General features: G+C 73.0%; 14 protein-coding genes and 2 pseudogenes. 5 read left to right on the top strand and 11 right to left on the bottom strand.

Annotation, left to right across the window (positions count from 1 at the left end; genetic code table 11):
• Nucleotides 1-15 precede the first annotated feature (15 nt).
• Nucleotides 16-690: a ScbR family autoregulator-binding transcription factor gene (locus ABZ128_RS32045; protein WP_356852975.1), complete on the top strand. Its 675-nt coding sequence runs from the start codon at nt 16-18 to the stop codon at nt 688-690.
• On the opposite strand, the gene ABZ128_RS32040 is transcribed toward ABZ128_RS32045, so the two are convergent.
• The 6 genes from ABZ128_RS32040 to gdhA all read right to left on the bottom strand — a co-directional run bounded on the left by ABZ128_RS32040 (nt 654) and on the right by gdhA (nt 9,202).
• Entirely contained in the window at nt 654-2,255 is a 1,602-nt protein-coding gene (locus tag ABZ128_RS32040; RefSeq protein ID WP_356852973.1) for an FAD-dependent monooxygenase, read from the bottom strand. The genes ABZ128_RS32045 and ABZ128_RS32040 overlap by 37 nt on opposite strands.
• A 264-nt stretch (nt 2,256-2,519) precedes the next feature.
• A complete protein-coding gene (locus ABZ128_RS32035; RefSeq protein ID WP_356852971.1) occupies nt 2,520-2,909 on the bottom strand; it encodes a DUF6009 family protein in 390 nt (129 codons plus the stop codon).
• Entirely contained in the window at nt 2,906-4,312 is a 1,407-nt protein-coding gene (locus tag ABZ128_RS32030; RefSeq protein WP_356853010.1) for a phage/plasmid primase, P4 family, read from the bottom strand. The genes ABZ128_RS32035 and ABZ128_RS32030 overlap by 4 nt, the downstream gene beginning before the upstream one ends.
• A 203-nt stretch (nt 4,313-4,515) precedes the next feature.
• The gene (locus ABZ128_RS32025; RefSeq protein ID WP_356852970.1) at nt 4,516-5,628 is read right to left on the bottom strand and encodes a bifunctional DNA primase/polymerase; all 1,113 of its coding nucleotides are present in this window, start codon (nt 5,626-5,628) and stop codon (nt 4,516-4,518) included.
• 702 nt (nt 5,629-6,330) lie between these two features.
• On the bottom strand, nt 6,331-7,701 hold the full coding sequence (locus ABZ128_RS32020) for an AMP-binding protein (RefSeq protein WP_356852968.1): 1,371 nt from the start codon (nt 7,699-7,701) through the stop codon (nt 6,331-6,333).
• A gap of 145 nt (nt 7,702-7,846) precedes the next feature.
• Nucleotides 7,847-9,202: an NADP-specific glutamate dehydrogenase gene (gdhA, locus tag ABZ128_RS32015; RefSeq protein ID WP_356852967.1), complete on the bottom strand. Its 1,356-nt coding sequence runs from the start codon at nt 9,200-9,202 to the stop codon at nt 7,847-7,849.
• A gap of 209 nt (nt 9,203-9,411) precedes the next feature.
• On the opposite strand from gdhA, the gene ABZ128_RS32010 reads away from it, so the two are divergent.
• A complete protein-coding gene (locus ABZ128_RS32010) occupies nt 9,412-9,897 on the top strand; it encodes an anthrone oxygenase family protein (protein ID WP_356852965.1) in 486 nt (161 codons plus the stop codon).
• 88 nt (nt 9,898-9,985) lie between these two features.
• Complete coding sequence (locus ABZ128_RS32005; protein WP_356852964.1) at nt 9,986-10,468, top strand: GNAT family N-acetyltransferase; 483 nt, start codon at nt 9,986-9,988, stop codon at nt 10,466-10,468.
• A gap of 254 nt (nt 10,469-10,722) precedes the next feature.
• Here ABZ128_RS32005 and ABZ128_RS32000 read toward each other — a convergent pair whose 3' ends face one another.
• Nucleotides 10,723-11,139, bottom strand: coding sequence for an SgcJ/EcaC family oxidoreductase (locus tag ABZ128_RS32000; protein ID WP_356852963.1), 417 nt, complete (start codon nt 11,137-11,139; stop codon nt 10,723-10,725).
• 59 nt (nt 11,140-11,198) lie between these two features.
• On the opposite strand from ABZ128_RS32000, the gene ABZ128_RS31995 reads away from it, so the two are divergent.
• Nucleotides 11,199-11,768 (top strand): flavoprotein, encoded by a 570-nt coding sequence (locus ABZ128_RS31995; protein ID WP_356852962.1) that lies wholly within the window; start codon nt 11,199-11,201, stop codon nt 11,766-11,768.
• Between the two features lie 34 nt (nt 11,769-11,802).
• Here ABZ128_RS31995 and ABZ128_RS31990 read toward each other — a convergent pair whose 3' ends face one another.
• The 4 genes and pseudogenes from ABZ128_RS31990 to ABZ128_RS31975 all read right to left on the bottom strand — a co-directional run bounded on the left by ABZ128_RS31990 (nt 11,803) and on the right by ABZ128_RS31975 (nt 14,130).
• The gene (locus ABZ128_RS31990) at nt 11,803-12,315 is read right to left on the bottom strand and encodes a DinB family protein (protein ID WP_356852960.1); all 513 of its coding nucleotides are present in this window, start codon (nt 12,313-12,315) and stop codon (nt 11,803-11,805) included.
• 43 nt (nt 12,316-12,358) lie between these two features.
• Entirely contained in the window at nt 12,359-12,487 is a 129-nt protein-coding gene (locus ABZ128_RS31985; protein ID WP_356852958.1) for a hypothetical protein, read from the bottom strand.
• A gap of 90 nt (nt 12,488-12,577) precedes the next feature.
• Nucleotides 12,578-12,836 (bottom strand): annotated as a pseudogene (locus ABZ128_RS31980) (sigma factor); the annotation flags it as partial.
• A 91-nt stretch (nt 12,837-12,927) separates the two neighbouring features.
• Nucleotides 12,928-14,130: pseudogene (locus ABZ128_RS31975) on the bottom strand (epoxide hydrolase family protein).
• A 511-nt stretch (nt 14,131-14,641) separates the two neighbouring features.
• Here ABZ128_RS31975 and ABZ128_RS31970 point away from each other — a divergent pair.
• A complete protein-coding gene (locus ABZ128_RS31970) occupies nt 14,642-15,190 on the top strand; it encodes a GNAT family N-acetyltransferase (RefSeq protein WP_356852957.1) in 549 nt (182 codons plus the stop codon).
• Nucleotides 15,191-15,489: the final 299 nt, after the last annotated feature.

Below are 15,489 nucleotides of genomic sequence, written 5' to 3'. Positions count from 1 at the left end.
GAGGGAGGAGGCAGCGTGGCCGAGCAAGTACGTGCCATCCGCACGCGCCGTACGATCCTGTCGGCGGCCGCCAAGGTCTTCGAGGAGAACGGCTACCAGGCGGCCACGATCTCCGAGATCCTCGGGGCCGCGGGCGTGACCAAGGGAGCCCTGTACTTCCACTTCCGCTCGAAGGAGGACCTGGCCCAGGGCGTCCTCGCCGAACAGGACCAGCAGATCTTCGTTCCGCACCGCGCCTGCAAGGTGCAGGAGGTCGTCGACGTGGTGATGCTGCACGCACACCGCCTCCAGACCGATCCCATGGTGCGCGCCGGCGTACGGCTGACGATGGACCAGCAGGCCGAAGGCCTCGACCGCAGCGGCCCGTTCCTGCGCTGGTCCGAGGTCGGCCTCGAACTCCTCGAAAAGGCTCAGGCCCAGGGCGAGCTGCTGCCGCACGTCGTCCCGCGGGAGACGGCCGACGTGATCGTCGGCGCCTTCGCCGGCATCCAGTCCATGTCCCAGGCCGTCTGCGACTACGCGGACCTGGTGGGCAGGGTCTCGGCCCTGATGCGCCACGTGCTGCCCAGCGTCGCGCTGCCTTCCGTCCTCGCCTCGCTGGACCTCTCCGAGACCAGGGGGGCCACCGTGTACGCCGAGGCCCTGAGGGCGGCTCAGGAGGCCGCGGAAGGCGCGCCGGCCTCCGCCTGAGCCGGCGCCGTGGGGCCCGGTGCCAGCCGTGCCCCACGGGCGAAGTACACCGACAGGGCCGCATCCAGGTCCTCGCCGCCCGGAGCCCAGGCGACGTACCCGTCGGGGCGCACCAGCAGCGCGTCGTACGGCACGCCGGCCGCGGGCCGGGCACGCTCCACGCGCAGGACCCCCGCCCAGTCCTGCGCCGCGGCGGCGTAGCGGGCGCCCTGCTCCCCGAACAGCAGCAGCAGCGGCCGGCCGTCCTGCAGGAGCCTGATCACATCGCTCTCGCCGGTGTCCGTCGTCAGCGCAACATTGTGCAGAAACGTTCCGGCGCCGGAGGAGGGCCGCCCCGCGCCCTCCGGGAGCACGGTGTCCTGGGCGCTGATCATGGCGCTGATGCGCCCGTGGTCGCGGTCCCCCGCCAGCAGTCCCGCGAACACCTCGCGCAGGGCGTCGAGTTCGCTGCCGGGGCGCATCAGGGCGAGCTGGGCGCGCGTGTTGTCGATGACCCGCCGGGCCACCGGCCGCCGCTCGGGGTCGTAGGTGGCGAGCAGCTCCGGGCCGGCGGCTCCGCGCACGGTGAGCGCCAGCTTCCACCCGAGGTTGAGGGCGTCCAGCACCCCGGTGCTCAGACCCTGGCCGCCGATCGGGAAGTGCACGTGCGCCGCGTCCCCGGCCAGGAAGACCCGGCCCGCGCGGAAGGTGCGCGCCAGCCGGGCGAAGTCGCTGAACCGGCTGAGCCAGCGCGGCCCTTCCATGGCGATGTCGCGTCCGGCGATCCACGCCACCTCCCGGCGCAGTTCGTCCAGCGTGGGCTCCGAGCGCCGGTCGTGGGGGGCGTGCGCGCAGTTGAGCGTACGGAGGTGCGTGAGGCCCTCCGCATCCCGCTTGGCCGCGATCCAGCCGCGCGGGGTGCGGTGCCAGCCGGCGGCCAGCGCCTCCGGGTCGAGCAGGGTGACGGCGCCCATGAGCGCGGAGACCGTGGCGGGATGGGTGTCGGAGGCGATGCCCGCCTGCTCCCGGACGGTGCTGCGCGCGCCGTCCGCGCCCACCAGGTACCGCGCGGTGCAGGCCGTGCGCCCGGCCGGCCCCTCGGCGGTGATCCGTACGCCGCCCGGCTCCTGGACCACCGCGGTCACCCGGTGCCCGCGCAGGATCCGCGCCCCCGCCGCCCGCGCCCGGGCCTCGAAGAGCCGCTCCAGCTCCGCCTGGGGGCATTTGAGGATCGGCTCCGGTTCGCTCTTCGGGGCGGTGATCACCAGCCCGGGCAGCCCCGCGAAGTGGAAGGGGCTGCCGGAGCCGGTCCGGTCGTAGGAGGCGGACGGGGCGTACGAGGCGTACGAGGCCGAGGAGGTGGACGCGGCGTACGAGGCGGACGTCGGCGGCAGATGGCCCCGCCGGGCCAACGACTGCACCGCCCGCGCGTGCAGGGTGGTCGCCTTGGGCCGTTCGGAGACCCGGGTCCCGGCTTCGAAGACCACCGTGTCGACCCCGTAGGCGGCCAGCTCCGCCGCGACGAGCATGCCGACCGGCCCTCCGCCGGCCACCACCACCTGCGCCCGCAAACGACGTGCCTGCAACCGGCGTCCCCCGTGCACAGCGGTACCTCCCCCTTGGCCCGTGTAACCCCGGGCCAGAAATATACCGGCTGGACTGTTTCTTTTCCACGGCCGCGCGGGAAAGGCTCTCCAGGGACTCGGAGCACCTTGGTCGCCGACCACCGCGACTGCTTCCGCGCCCACGAGGGGCAGCACGGTCACGGCCTGCGAAAAAAACCGCCCCCTCAACGAGGGCAAGCAGGCCGGGGGCGGCGACTCCACGCCGGTGACCAGCCCCCGGAGGGGTCAGGGCAGCAGGCCCCGCATGGCCGAGGACATGGGGCCGCCCTCGGACCGCTCGGTCTTGTGCCCCTTGCTGCGGGGGGCCAGCGTCCGGGCGTCCACGGCCTCCGCGGGCGCTCCCGTCGCGTAGAGCCCGTCGGGGTCGCTGTCGCGGTCGTGCGGCAGGAGCCAGAACACCCGGCGCCGGAACGTGCCGGAGGAGCGGGACGGCTTGGCCTTCGGCCCCAGCAGCGCGTACCCGACCATCCGGCCGTCGCGGTGGTAGGCGGGCCGGCCGCGCCGCGTCGGCAGCCGGTCCAGGCTCTGGCGGACGTAGTCCAGGCGGCTGATGTCCTCAAGCCAGACGAGGTCCACTTCGTGGACGATCTCGTCCTCTGCGATGAGGGCGCTCATGCTGTCTCCTCGTCCGCGAGCAGGCCGATGCCCGGGTAGTACTTGCGCTGGTTGGACAGGATCATGTCCTTCGGCGACGCCAGTCCGACCACCTCGCGGACGCGTGCCGCGAAGGCCCGGGACGAGAGCGCCGGGGCCCCCTCATTCTGGCACCAGCTCCTGTAGGCCGCGTAGAGCTGGGCTTGTTCGGCCCGCAGATCGGTTTCGAGCCGGCAGGTCTCGCCGATGAAGCGCCCCGTGTGGTCCTCGGTCTCGGCGTAGGCCGTCGTGGCGATGCGGACCCGCTCGGGGCCGGTGAGGTCCTTGTCGCCGCCGAGGTAGCGACGGGCCCCGTCGATGAGCCAGTTGAGGATGCCCGGACCCTCCTGGGTCACGAGGATGTCCGCCAGGTTGTCGATCTTCCGGTCGTCGGAGACGACCCGCTCGAACGGGATCAGCCGCATGCGCCGCCAGAACGCGAAGCCGCCGGTCCCCACCTCCGGCCGGTGGTTGCCCAGCAGCCACAGCTTGTGCGTCGGCTCGAAGCTGAAGAAGTCCTGCCGCATCCGGCGGGCCTTGATGCGGTCGCCTCCGGTGAGCAGCTTGACGCGGGCCTCGTCGAAACGGTCGCCCGGCTTGACCTCGCTGCACACGATGACCCGCCGGCCGTGCAGTTCGGCGAGGTCGGTGGGGTGCCCCTCGTACGGCCGTGACATCAGGAAGCCGGGTGGCGCCGCGTCCGCGTAGTCCCCGAGCAGTTTCATCAGGACGTCCAGCAGCACGGACTTGCCGTTCTTGCCGGAGCCGAACAGGAACGGCATGACCTGGGCGCCGACGTCGCCGGTGACGGAGTAGCCGAGGAGCAGCTGCAGGAAGTCGATCATCTGCGAGCCCTCCGCCCCCTCCCCGAAGGTGTCGGTCAGGAAGCGGTTCCAGCGCGGGGTGGGCATCGGCAGCGGTGCGGCCGAGGTCGAGCGGGAGTGGAAGTCCTTCACGGGGTCGGCGGTGCGGATGCGGCCCGTGCGCAGGTCGACGACGCCGGCGGGCGTGCACAGCGCGTACGGGTCGGCGTCCAGCAGCGCCGCGTTGAGCACCATCCCCGGGGCGGACCTGGCCTGGGTGAGCATCGCGTTCATCCCGCTGGTGCTGAGGGTGCGGCGGCGGTGCTGCTGGAGCGCCGCCGCGGGGTGGACGCCGCGGGGATCGGTGGTGGCGATGGACTCGGCGAGGTCCCCCGCGGACCACAGCACGGTGTCGTCCTCGTCGATCTGCCAGCGGGTGCCGTCCCAGCGGAACCAGCCGATCCCGGGGACGTGCCGGTAGTCCTGGCGGTAGAGCTTGACGAACAGTTTCGCGTTGCCGCGGTCGGTGAGGGTGTCGGGCAGCAGTCCCTGCGCCGTCGCCTCGCCGTCCGTGCCCGCCACGACGGCGGTGGTGGTGGCAGCGGTCTCGATGGCGGCAGCGGTCTCGACGACCGTCTCGACGGCCGTGCCCGCCTGCACGGCGGGACTCCCGGCGGCCGCGCCGGAGCCGGGGCCCGCCCGGGGCGCCGGGACGGGCTGCGCGAGGATCTGCGCGGCGACGGCCTGGACGTCGAAGGCGGACAGCGCGCTCTCGTTGTCCACGCTCACGCGCGGCCCCCGAGCGACAGCGGACGCGCCCGGCCGGCGCCCAGCCCGCCCCGGATGATGGACCGGCAGCGGCGCTCCTGCCCGGGGCGGGCCTGGGCTGCGGCGTCCTGCAGGGCCCGCGCGGCCTCCTCCTCGGTGAGGTGTCCCGCGGCGACCAGTCCGCCGAGGGTGTACGCGGCGCGGTTCAACTTCTCCGAGAAGGCGGCCCCTTCGGGTACGGAGGCGCAGGCGGTGACCTCCGCGAGGGCGCCCGCCAGGATCCGGGCCGGGGCGCCTCCGGCGCCGCCCGCGGCGATGACGGCCTGCCGGGCACGCGGCGGTACGGGCCGGGGCCCGCCCGCGGGCTCGCAGGCGAGGTGCCCGGTGCGCTCCAGTTCCCCGGCGAGCCAGCCCGGCAGCGGAGCGGGCATCCGGGCCTCTCCCACGGGCGCGTAGACGCCCGCGGGGGTCACGGTGCCGGGCGCCACGATGTACCCGCCGTGGGCCCGTACGTCGACCTGCCAGGCGAGGGCGCGGCCTGCGCCCGATCCGGCGGAGCACTGCCACCGGTGGGCCCCGTCGCCCCGGTACCAGACGTGCAGGCCCCCCGAAGGCGTGCGCACGCGCAGGGTGGACTCGTCGTCGGCGGGGCTCGGTGCGCCGCGCAGGGCGGCCAGGACGCCCAGGGTGTGGAATCCGTTCGCCAGCCCCGTCAGGTCGACGGCGGCGGAGATCCCCACCCCGGGCAGTAACCGGTCCCGGCCGGGCAGTTCCTGCGCGTGCGCGTCGATGTCGATGACGACCAGGCCCGCCGGCCCGGTGGCCACGCCGACGCCGAGGTCGGGGCGCTCGCCCCACCAGCGGTCGATGCGCGGGAGGTCGAGCGTGGCGGCGTGGAAGCCGTGGCACCAGCGGCCCGCCCGGACGCAGTCGCAGGCCCCCCGGTCGTGTCCGGGGGCCCGGCAGGCGGCGCAGTTGCCCACGGGCGTCTTGCGGCCCGGAGCCAGGGGGTGAACCGGCCACCCCTGGCGCGCACACCACCGGGCCGTCGTCAGCGAGGACGGGGCGACCGGCGCGGCTCTCCTGAGGCGCCCTGGGTCGCTGCGCGAAACCCGCAGCTCAGCTGCCATTCACTTCCCCCATCAGCGACTGAAGCGACTCAACGCCCGACAACAGATTAGCGAAACCGCTGGGAGACGAGAGGCATTTGAGCCAGAACACATGTGCGGCACCCCGACCCCCCGGAGCGACCCAGCGACTGAAGGGGCAGCGACTGAAGCTCCTTCAGTCGCTGCCCGGACGGCTCACAGAACACCAGGTCACAGCCCTGCACAAGAGGAAACAGCGACTGAAGCGACTCAAGGTCCCTATATATGACGTACACGCGCACACGCGCACGCGCACGTGCGAATGTCTCCATATACCCGGACCTTGAGTCGCTTCAGTCGCTGTTCGGTCCAACCATGGCCTCTGACCTGCGATTTCGGCTGAGCCCTCGCAGCGACTGAAAGAGCCTTCAGTCGCTTTTCTTCAGTCGCTGCGCCCCGAAACCCCGCCCTGCGGGCCCTCCACCCCGCCTGGACCGCGCCTTGAGACGGAAGCGAGCAGCTACCGAACCCCTCCGCCGACGGGCTCCGTCCGCCGCCCCCTGCGCCGGGACACGGCGACCCCGGCCAGGCACGCGGTAGTCGGTGCCGGGATCGCCGGCCGTCTTGTCCATCCGGGCAACCTGCCCACGCCGCCCCCGGCTTCCGAACGTCTTGTCGACCCCTCGGACAGGCGTCCGATCCCCGCAGCCCGACCTCCGGGCCTGCTCCCCGGGCGCCTGCTCCTCAGGCCTGCTCCTGCGGTCCGGCCGGCCGTGCGGCGGCCTCTCCCGCCAGCAGCAGCTTCTTCTGCGGCTTGCCCATGGCGTTGCGCGGCACCGCCGCCACGAACCGCACCTCGCGCGGCCGTTTGTGCACGGACAGGTGAGCGGCCACGAACTCGGTCAGCTCGGCGCCCGTGACGCCCTCCGCGACGACGAAGGCGACGATCCGCTGCCCGAGGTCCGCGTCCGGGACCCCGACCACCGCCGCCTCGCTCACCTTGGGGTGGTCCAGCAGCGCGTTCTCGATCTCGCCCGCGCCGATCCGGTAACCGCCAGACTTGATCATGTCGATGGAGGCCCGGCCCACGATCCGGTGCACCCCGTCCGCCTCGTCCACGGCCGCGATGTCGCCCGTACGGAACCACCCGTCCTCGGTGTACGCCGCCGCGGTGGCCTCCGGGCGGCCCAGGTACCCGGCGAACAGGGTCGGCCCGGTCAGCTGGAGTTCCCCGATCTCGGCGCCCGGCTCGGCGGCGATCCGCGTCCGGATCCCCGGGAGCGGAGTGCCGACCGTACCGGGGCGGACCTCGCCCCCGGCGCGCCCGCTGACGGTGATCAGCGTCTCCGTCATCCCGTAGCGCTCCACGGGCCGCAGCCCCGTCAGCCGCTCCAGCTCCCGGAAGACCGGCGCGGGCAGTGCGGCGCTGCCGGAGACCAGCAGGCGGGCCCCGGACAGCGCGGAGGCCTCCTGCGGCGCCCCGGCGATCCGGGACCACACGGTCGGCACCCCGAAGTACAGGCTGCCGCCCGCCCCGGCATAGGCCTGCGGAGTCGGCCGCCCGGTGTGCACCAGCCGGCTGCCCGTCCGCAGTGCCCCGAGCACGCCGAGCACCAGCCCGTGCACGTGGAACAGCGGCAGCCCGTGCACGAGGGTGTCCTCGGCACTCCACTGCCAGGCCCCGGCGAGGGCGTCCAGGTCGGCGGCGATCGCCGCGGCCGTCAGCACCACGCCCTTGGGCGCGCCCGTCGTCCCCGAGGTGTACAGCACGAGCGCCGGGTCCTCGGGCGCGGCGGCGGGCCCGTCCCAGTCGGAGCGCCGGGCGAAGTCCACCTCGACGGGCACCGCCCCGGAGTCGCGCAGGATGTGCTCGCGCTCGGCGGGCCCGGCGTCCGGCGGCAGCGGCACGAACGGCACCCCGGCCAGCAGCCCGCCGACCACGGCGGCGACGGTCTCCAGCGAGGCCGTCGCGGTCATCGCGAAGGCCGGCGCCCCGGCCACGTCGGCGGCCACCGCCCGGGCCGCCCCGAGCAGTTCCTCGTACGAGGCGGTGCGCCCCGCGACGCAGACCGCGTCCCGCCGGTCCCCGTACACCCCGTCCAGCGCGGTCAGCACGCGAAGCCTCCTGTGTCACGTCCCCGGCGCCGCCACCGGCGGCCCGGAAGGCCAGGCTACGGCTCCCGCGGATCCGGTGGCGGCCCGGGGCGCGCGGCCTGATCAGGTCGGACGCCGCCCCTGACCAGGCCGGACGCCCCCAGGCTCAGATGACGCCCTGGGCCAGCATCGCGTCGGCGACCCGCTCGAAGCCGGCGATGTTCGCCCCGGTGACGTAGTCGCCCGGCGCCCCGTACCGCTCGGCGGTCTCGTGGGCGACGGCGTGGATCGAGCGCATGATGCCGGCCAGTTCGGACTCGACCCGCTCCGCGCTCCACGCCACCCGGCCGGCGTTCTGGCTCATCTCCAGGGCGCTGACCGCGACCCCGCCCGCATTGGCGGCCTTGCCGGGCCCGAACGCCACCCCGGCCTCCTGCAGGATCCGTACCGCCTCGGGGGTGGTGGGCATGTTCGCGCCCTCGGAGACCGCCTTGACGCCGCCCGCGACGAGCGTACGGGCGTCCTGCGCGTCCAGTTCGTTCTGCGTGGCGGACGGGAAGGCGATGTCCGCGGGGACCTCCCAGACCCGCCCGCCGGGCACGTAGCGCGCCGACGGTCCGCGCCGCTCCGCGTACTGGCTGACGCGTCCCCGCTCGACCTCCTTGATCTGCCGCAGCAGCGCCAGGTCGATCCCCTTGTCGTCGACGACGTAGCCCTGGGAGTCCGAACAGGTCAGCGGGTTCGCGCCGAGCTGCTGGAGCTTCTCGATGGTGTACAGCGCCACGTTGCCCGAGCCGGAGACCACCGCGCTCAGACCGTCCAGGGAGGCCCCCTTGACCTTCAGCATCTCGGCGGCGAACAGCACGCTGCCGTAGCCGGTGGCCTGCGGGCGGATCGCCGATCCGCCCCAGCCCTGGCCCTTGCCGGTCAGGACGCCGGCCTCCCAGCGGTTGGTGATGCGCCGGTACTGGCCGAAGAGGTAGCCGATCTCGCGGCCGCCGACGCCGATGTCCCCGGCGGGGACGTCGGTGTGCTCGCCGATGTGGCGGTGCAGTTCGGTCATGAAGGACTGGCAGAAGCGCATGACCTCGGCGTCGGACCTGCCGTGCGGGTCGAAGTCGCTGCCGCCCTTGCCGCCGCCGATGCCGAGACCGGTGAGGGCGTTCTTGAAGATCTGCTCGAACCCCAGGAACTTCACCACGCCGATGTCCACCGACGGGTGGAAGCGCAAGCCCCCCTTGTACGGGCCGAGCGCGCTGTTGAACTCGACGCGGTAGCCGCGGTTGACGTGGACCCGGCCGCGGTCGTCCTGCCAGGGGACGCGGAAGAGGATCTGCCGCTCGGGCTCGGTCAGCCGCTCCACGAGGGCCACGGCCGGATCGGCGTACTCGGGCCGGGCGGCGAAGACGGGGGCCAGGGTTTCGAGCACTTCCCGTACCGCCTGGTGGAATTCGGGCTGCGCGGGATTGCGGCGCTCGATGTCGGCCCGCAATGCTTCCAGCGTGTCCTTCGGGTCCTTCACGTGTGTTCCTCCAGGGGAGTGCGGTGCACGGACGACGGCAGGTGCATGCTTACCGCGGGTCAGCGAGTTCCGGTCGCTTCCGGACGGAGTACGTCAGGACGAACTTCTCCGGAAAAGTTTTTCCGGATCGCGGGCCCGTGCGGGAGGCTATCGTGCGCGACGCCCCCCGGGCAGGCCCCCGCGGCCAACTCGGCGCAGAGGAGAGGGATATGGACATCGCGGAGCTCGTATCACTCATCGCCGCGACGCTCACGACGGGGCTGATGGCGGGTCTGTTCTTCGCCTTCGACGTCGCCGTGATGCCGGCGCTGAAGCGCTCACCGGACCCGGTGTTCATCGCGGTCATGCAACGCATCAACGTGGTCATCGTCAACGGCTTATTCCTGCTGGGCTTCCTCGGCGCGCCGGTGTGCACGGGCCTGGCCCTGGCCCTCCACATCGCCTCCGGCGGGGGCGCCGCGACGGCGCCCCTGACCGGCGCCCTCGTCGCGTACCTCCTCGCCCTCGGCGTCACCGGCGGGGTCAACATCCCGCTGAACAACGCCCTGGACCGGGCCGGACCGGTCGAGCGGCTCACCGATCCGGCCGCCGTCCGCCGCGGCTTCGAGGCCCGGTGGGTGCCCGCCAACCGCTGGCGGACCCTGCTGTGCACGCTCGCCCTGGGCTGTCTGGCCTGGGCCCTCGTCCAGCGCTAGAAGCCCTCTCCCCACTCCCGCCGGAGGGCGCCGGAAGGTGCCGGGGCACACGCCGGAAGGTGCCCGGGCCGCTCGGTAGGGTGCGGCCATGAGCACCTCCGCCCTTCGCCTCGAACCCGTCACCGAGGCCAACTTCGACGCCGTGTGCGCGATACGGGTCCGCCCTGACCAGGACCGCCTCGTCTCCCCCGTCGTCAAGTCCCTCGCCGAGGCCTACGTCCACGGCGCCACCGCCTGGCCGCGCGCCATCGTCGACGGCGACGAGGTCGTCGGCTTCGTCATGGCCTTCCTCGACATCGCCTGGGCCCCCGAACGGGATCCGGCCGACATCCGGTCCGGCATCTGGCGCCTGAACGTCTCCGCCGCCCACCAGGCCAAGGGGTACGGCCGTTTCGCGGTCCAGGCCGTCACCGACGAGCTGCGCCGCCGCGGCGCGGACCGCGCGTACGTCACCTGGGAGACCGGCCCCGGCACCCCCGAGCCGTTCTACCTGGGCCTGGGCTTCCGCCTCACCGGCGAGCTCAGCGGCGGCCAGCGGGTCGGCGTACGGGACCTGCTGCCCGCCGGCTGACGTCAGCTGCTCCCGGGCACGAGCGACGTGTGGTCGGGGTACACGTGCGCGGGGCTCACGATGCTCGTGACGGCCTGGCCGAAGACTGCGCCTGGGGCAGGAGCCGTCAACGCCGCTCCGGGGAGCATTAACGCCGTTAACGCTCCGACCCTTGACGGTGAGGCATTAACGCCGTTAACGCCGTCGGCGCTCCGACCCGTAACGGCGTTAACGGCGTTAACGCCCGGAGCGCCGACAGCCGACAGCCACGGCCCCTACTCGCCCCGCCGCACCTCGGTGTTCTGGCAGGCCGTCAACAGCCACCCGCCCTCGGGACCGCCGCCGCCGCCCTCCCGCGTCATCACGTACAACGGCGCCCCCTCCCCCTCGACCGTTCCATCCGCTCCCCGGTACAGCTGCCGGACCTTCACCGCGGCCACGTCCGGGCGCAGGAACTGCGTGTGCACCACCTCGTACGTCACCTCGCCGTCCCAGTTCGCCGCGGGCAGCACCGCCCGCGTGAACTCGGCGATCGCGTCGAAGCCGATGAGCACCTTGCCGTGCGCCGTAGTCCACAGCGCGTCGGGGTGGAACAGCGCGAGGAAGCCCTCCGCGTCCTTGGCCCGCTGCGTGCGCTCCACCTCGGCGACGACCTGCTCGATGGCCTTCACGGCCTGCTCTCGTGCGTCCATGGATCCCAGCCTGCTGCCTCAAGTGGGGTTGAGGTCAAGTGATGTGATCACATGTCGGTATGACCACCAGGAAGACCTTGTACCTGCTCTGCTCCGCCGCCCCGCCCGTCTTCGACGTGGCCCACGTCATCGAGGACGCCCAGTCCCGTGGCTGGGACGTCTGCCTCGGCCTCACCCCCACCGCCGCGCACTGGGTCGCCGGCAGCCTCGACGGCCTGGCCGCGCTGACCGGCCACCCGGTGCGCTGGCAGTACAAGCTCCCCGGCGAGCCTGATGTCTGGCCGGCCGCCGACGCCCTGCTCTTCGCCCCGGCCACCTTCAACTCCCTCAACGCCTGGGCCCTCGGCCTGACCGACCGCTTCGTCGTCGGCGTCGCCGCCGAGGCCCTCGGCAAGGGCACCCCCGTCGTGACGATGCCCTGCCTGAACGCCGCCCTCGCCGCCCACCCGCAGTTCGACCAGTCCCTGGCCGCCCTGCGCGGAGCCGGCGTCAGCGTGCTCTACGGCGAGCAGGGCTTCACCCCCGGCCCGGCCGGCCCCGACGCCCCCGCCCACTACCCGTGGCCGGCCGCCCTCGACGCCCTGGACGCCGCCGCGGCCGCGGCGGCGGCACCCGCTGACCTCCGCTGACGCGGGGGCGGGGGCGGGCGTGGGGGTGACGGGGCTACTCCCCCGTCACCCCGTCGATCGCCTCGCGGAGCAGATCCGCATGCCCGTTGTGCCGGGCGTACTCCTCGATCATGTGGGCCAGGACGTAGCGCAGCGAGTACGCCTGGTCGCCGTAGTGCCCCGTCACGTCCAGGGACGGGGCGGCCTCCACGATCGCCCGCGACCGCGCGCACGTCTCCTCCCAGATCCCGAACGCCTCCGCCGGGTCCGCGTCCTCGACGTGGAACTCGGTCCACTCCCCCGCCTCGTTCTTCGGGTAGTAGCCCCGCACGTCCTCGCCGTTCACGACGTTGCGGAACCAGCCCCGCTCCACCTCCGCCACGTGCCGCACCAGCCCGAGCAGGCTCAGCCCCGACGGCGCGACCGCCCTGCGCCGCAGCTGCTCGTCCGTCAGCCCCGCGCACTTCATCCGCAGGGTGTCGCGCTGCCACTGGAGCACGCTGGTCAAGGTGGCACGCTCGTCGCCCACGTGCTCGGGTTCACGCCTGGTGTTCCGCTCATCGCTCATGCGGTGATCATCACGGCCGTACGGGGTCGGCCGCACCGGCATTTCACCCGTCGGACAGGCCCCGCAGCTTCTCGGGATTCACCCGGAGCCACAGCCGGGTCATCCGCCCGTCCTCCTCCCCCAGGTCGAAGGTCAGCGCCCCGACCGCCGTCCCGCCGGACCAGGCCGTCACGTCCGGGGTGAGCCCACGCCGCGAGGAAGCGCCGCGTCACCTCCCGGCGCTGCCCGCGGTCGGCAGTGAACCGCGGCCGCCGCGCCTGCACGACTCGGCCAGCTCCGCCCCCTCGGCGGTGTCGGGCGCGGTCAGCAACGGCTCGGGCAGCCACGGCCCGACGTACGACTCCCGGGTTGCCGACCCCTGCCTGGTCCACCCGGTCCCAGCTCAGCCAGGCGTCCTGGAGCACGTCCTCGGCGTCCGCGACACTGCCCAGCATCCGGTAGGCGACGCCGAACAGCAGCCGCCGGTGCTCGCCGAAGGGCCCGAGCGCGTCGTCGGCCCAATCGAGGAAGCCGGTGTTCATGATCGCCAGGCTGCCTGCCCACCGCCCGCCCGGCGCAAGCGCCCACACCCCGTGACACCGCTGGCCGTGGGCCGGCGACCAGGCCGGCCCGTCACCCAGGGGACAGCGCAGCCCCCGGAGGCGTGGCACGACCGCGGAAGAACTCCCTGATGTCGCCCACCAGCAGCTCCGGCACCTCCATGGCGGGGAAGTGCCCGCCCCGGTCGTACGAGGTCCAGCGCACGATGGTGTCGGTGCGTGCGGCGATGTGCCGCAGCGGTACGAAGTTGTCGCGGGGGAAGTCGGCGAGCGCGGTCGGAGTCCGCGACACCTCGGGCGGCTGCCCGTGGTAGTCGGCGTGCGCACGCTCGTAGTAGATCCGGGCCGCCGATCCGGCAGTCCCGGTCAGCCAGTACAGCATCACGTTGGTCAGCAGCTGGTCCCTGTCGACGGGGCAGCGCGGATCGCTCCACTCGCCGAACTTCTCCCCGATCCACGCGAGCAGCCCGACCGGCGAGTCGTTCAACCCGTACGCCAGGGTCTGCGGCCGGGTCGACTGGATGTCGGCGTAGCCCTGCCGCTCCCGCGCCCAGACCCGGTACCGCTCCCAGGAGGCGAGCGTCCGCTCCCGCTCGGCGGGGCTCAGCGCGGCCAGCTCCTCGGGCCGCGGCTCCTCGGTGGCCCCGGCGCCCGGCAGCAGGTTCAGGTGGACCCCGACCACCCGCTCGGGCCGGATCCGCCCGAGCTCCCGGGACACGGCGGCACCCCAGTCCCCGCCCTGCACCCCGTACGCGTCGTACCCGAGCCGCTCCATCAGCTCGCCGAACGCCCGAGCCACCCGCTTGAACTCCCAGCCGGTCTCCCGGGTGGGGCCGGACAGCGCGAAGCCGGGGATGTGCGGCAGCACCAGGTGGAACGCGTCCGCGGGATCACCACCATGGGCCCGCGGGTCGGTCAGCGGGCCGGCGACCTTCTGGAACTCCACGAAGGAGCCGGGCCAGCCATGGGTCATGAGCAGCGGCCTGGCCTCCGGCTCCGGCGAACGCAGATGCGCGAAGTGCACCCGCGCCCCGTCGATGACGGTGGTGAACTGCGGCCACTCGTTCAGCCGCGCCTCGGCCGCCCGCCAGTCGTACCCGTCCCGCCAGTACCGCGCGAGCTCCTGCACCTCCCCGAGCGGCATCCCGTAGGCCCGCCCCACCCCGGGCAACTCATCGGGCCACCGCACCCCCTCAAGCCGCCACCGAAGCTCGTCGAGCTCCTACTCCTGCACGTCAACCCGAAACGGCTCCGCCCACTGCCCAAGATCACCCATGGGGGCATGCTAGGCGGGGCCATTAACGGCGTTAACGGCGTTAACGCCCCGAGGGAGGCCGAGGGGAGGGGGCCTTAACGGCGTTAACGCCGTTAAGGCGGAGGGGGAGGCACGCGGGACCGTTAACGCCGTTAACGCCGACAGGGTCGGCCGTCCGGAGGGCCGTCTGGTCCGGTGACGCTCACCCCGCCGGACGCTGCTGCCCGCGGAGCCCCTCGTAGAACCGAAGCCGCTCCGGGTGCGGTTCCACCACCCGCGGAAGGGCATCGGCGGGCATCGCCATGGCGACCGCCGTAGTCGTGCCTCGTGACTTCGGCACGGGTGAAGCTCTCCCACCCGCCCTCGTGGGCACTCCCCAGGGCCTGGTCAATCTCGCTGTGACCATAGCCGTCAGCCCCAGCCGCGCCCGGCAGCAGCCACCCGGGGCCGGCGTTAACGCCGTTGCCGAGGTTGAAGGCGTGATGTCGGGGCCTGATGTTGCCGCCACGGGGAAGTCGGTAGGTTGCCTGTCATGGCTGAGCTTGGACCCGTTGTCTGGCCGCCCGCCCCGTTGAGGACCGAGCGGCTCATGCTCCGCGAGCCCGAGGCCGGTGACCGTGCGACGTACATTGACCTGTTCGCGTCGTCAGAGGTGCGGACGTACCTCGGTGGCCCCCGACCACGTGCTGAGCTTGAGAGTGCAGTGCCTGAAGTGCCCGGGCGGCGCCCTGGCGTGTTCGCGGTCGATTACGACGGGGCGATGATCGGCATCGTCACGCTTGACCGGCGAGACGCGGAGCGTCCGGGGCACGTCCGTGCTGGTGCCGGAGAGGCCGAGCTCAGCTACATGCTCCTGCCGGAGGCGTGGGGACGTGGGTACGCTCTTGAGGCATGCGTCGCGGCGCTCGGCTGGTTCGCCGACGCGTTTCCCGGCGAGCCGGTGGTGCTTTGCACCCAGGTGGCCAACGACCGCTCGGTACGTGTCGCGGAGAAGCTGAAGTTCACCGAGCTGGAGCGGTTCGAGGAGTTCGGCGCCGAGCAGTGGTTCGGCGTGTGGTCCTCGGTCCCGTGGTCTGGTTGAGCGCCCCGGCTCTGCCGTGACGTGGGAGGGGCACGGGCCTCGGGTAGCGGCGTTAACGGCGTTACTGGCATCCGCGCGGCGGACCACAGCGGCCGGATCCCCGTACGAGGCGGGGCCACCCGCCAGCAGGCCCCCGGGCCCTTAACGATCATTAACGCCGTTAACGCCAAGGCGGCGAACCGGATATCCGTGCCCGGGGTCGGAGGGGGTTCGGGGGCGTCCCGTCAGTCCACTGTCCTTCCGTGTCGTGCCGGGCCGTCAAGGGCGCTCTCTTCGTTCGCGTCGCTTCGCGATGGCCT

This window comes from Streptomyces sp. NPDC006326, assembly GCF_040612915.1.
Taxonomy (GTDB): Bacteria; Actinomycetota; Actinomycetes; order Streptomycetales; family Streptomycetaceae; genus Streptomyces.
Note: the sequence above shows the minus strand (reverse complement) of the source record. Positions and strands in the feature narration are given on the sequence as shown.

Excerpts from the sequence above, each read along its gene's own strand:
- ABZ128_RS32035 (WP_356852971.1), bottom strand. The coding sequence starts at position 2,909 with ATGAGCGCCCTCATCGCAGAGGACGAGATCGTCCACGAAGTGGACCTC.
- ABZ128_RS32025 (WP_356852970.1), bottom strand. The coding sequence starts at position 5,628 with ATGGCAGCTGAGCTGCGGGTTTCGCGCAGCGACCCAGGGCGCCTCAGG.
- ABZ128_RS32010 (WP_356852965.1), top strand. The coding sequence starts at position 9,412 with ATGGACATCGCGGAGCTCGTATCACTCATCGCCGCGACGCTCACGACG.
- ABZ128_RS32005 (WP_356852964.1), top strand. The coding sequence starts at position 9,986 with ATGAGCACCTCCGCCCTTCGCCTCGAACCCGTCACCGAGGCCAACTTC.
- ABZ128_RS32000 (WP_356852963.1), bottom strand. The coding sequence starts at position 11,139 with ATGGACGCACGAGAGCAGGCCGTGAAGGCCATCGAGCAGGTCGTCGCC.
- ABZ128_RS31995 (WP_356852962.1), top strand. The coding sequence starts at position 11,199 with ATGACCACCAGGAAGACCTTGTACCTGCTCTGCTCCGCCGCCCCGCCC.
- ABZ128_RS31990 (WP_356852960.1), bottom strand. The coding sequence starts at position 12,315 with ATGAGCGATGAGCGGAACACCAGGCGTGAACCCGAGCACGTGGGCGAC.
- ABZ128_RS31970 (WP_356852957.1), top strand. The coding sequence starts at position 14,642 with ATGGCTGAGCTTGGACCCGTTGTCTGGCCGCCCGCCCCGTTGAGGACC.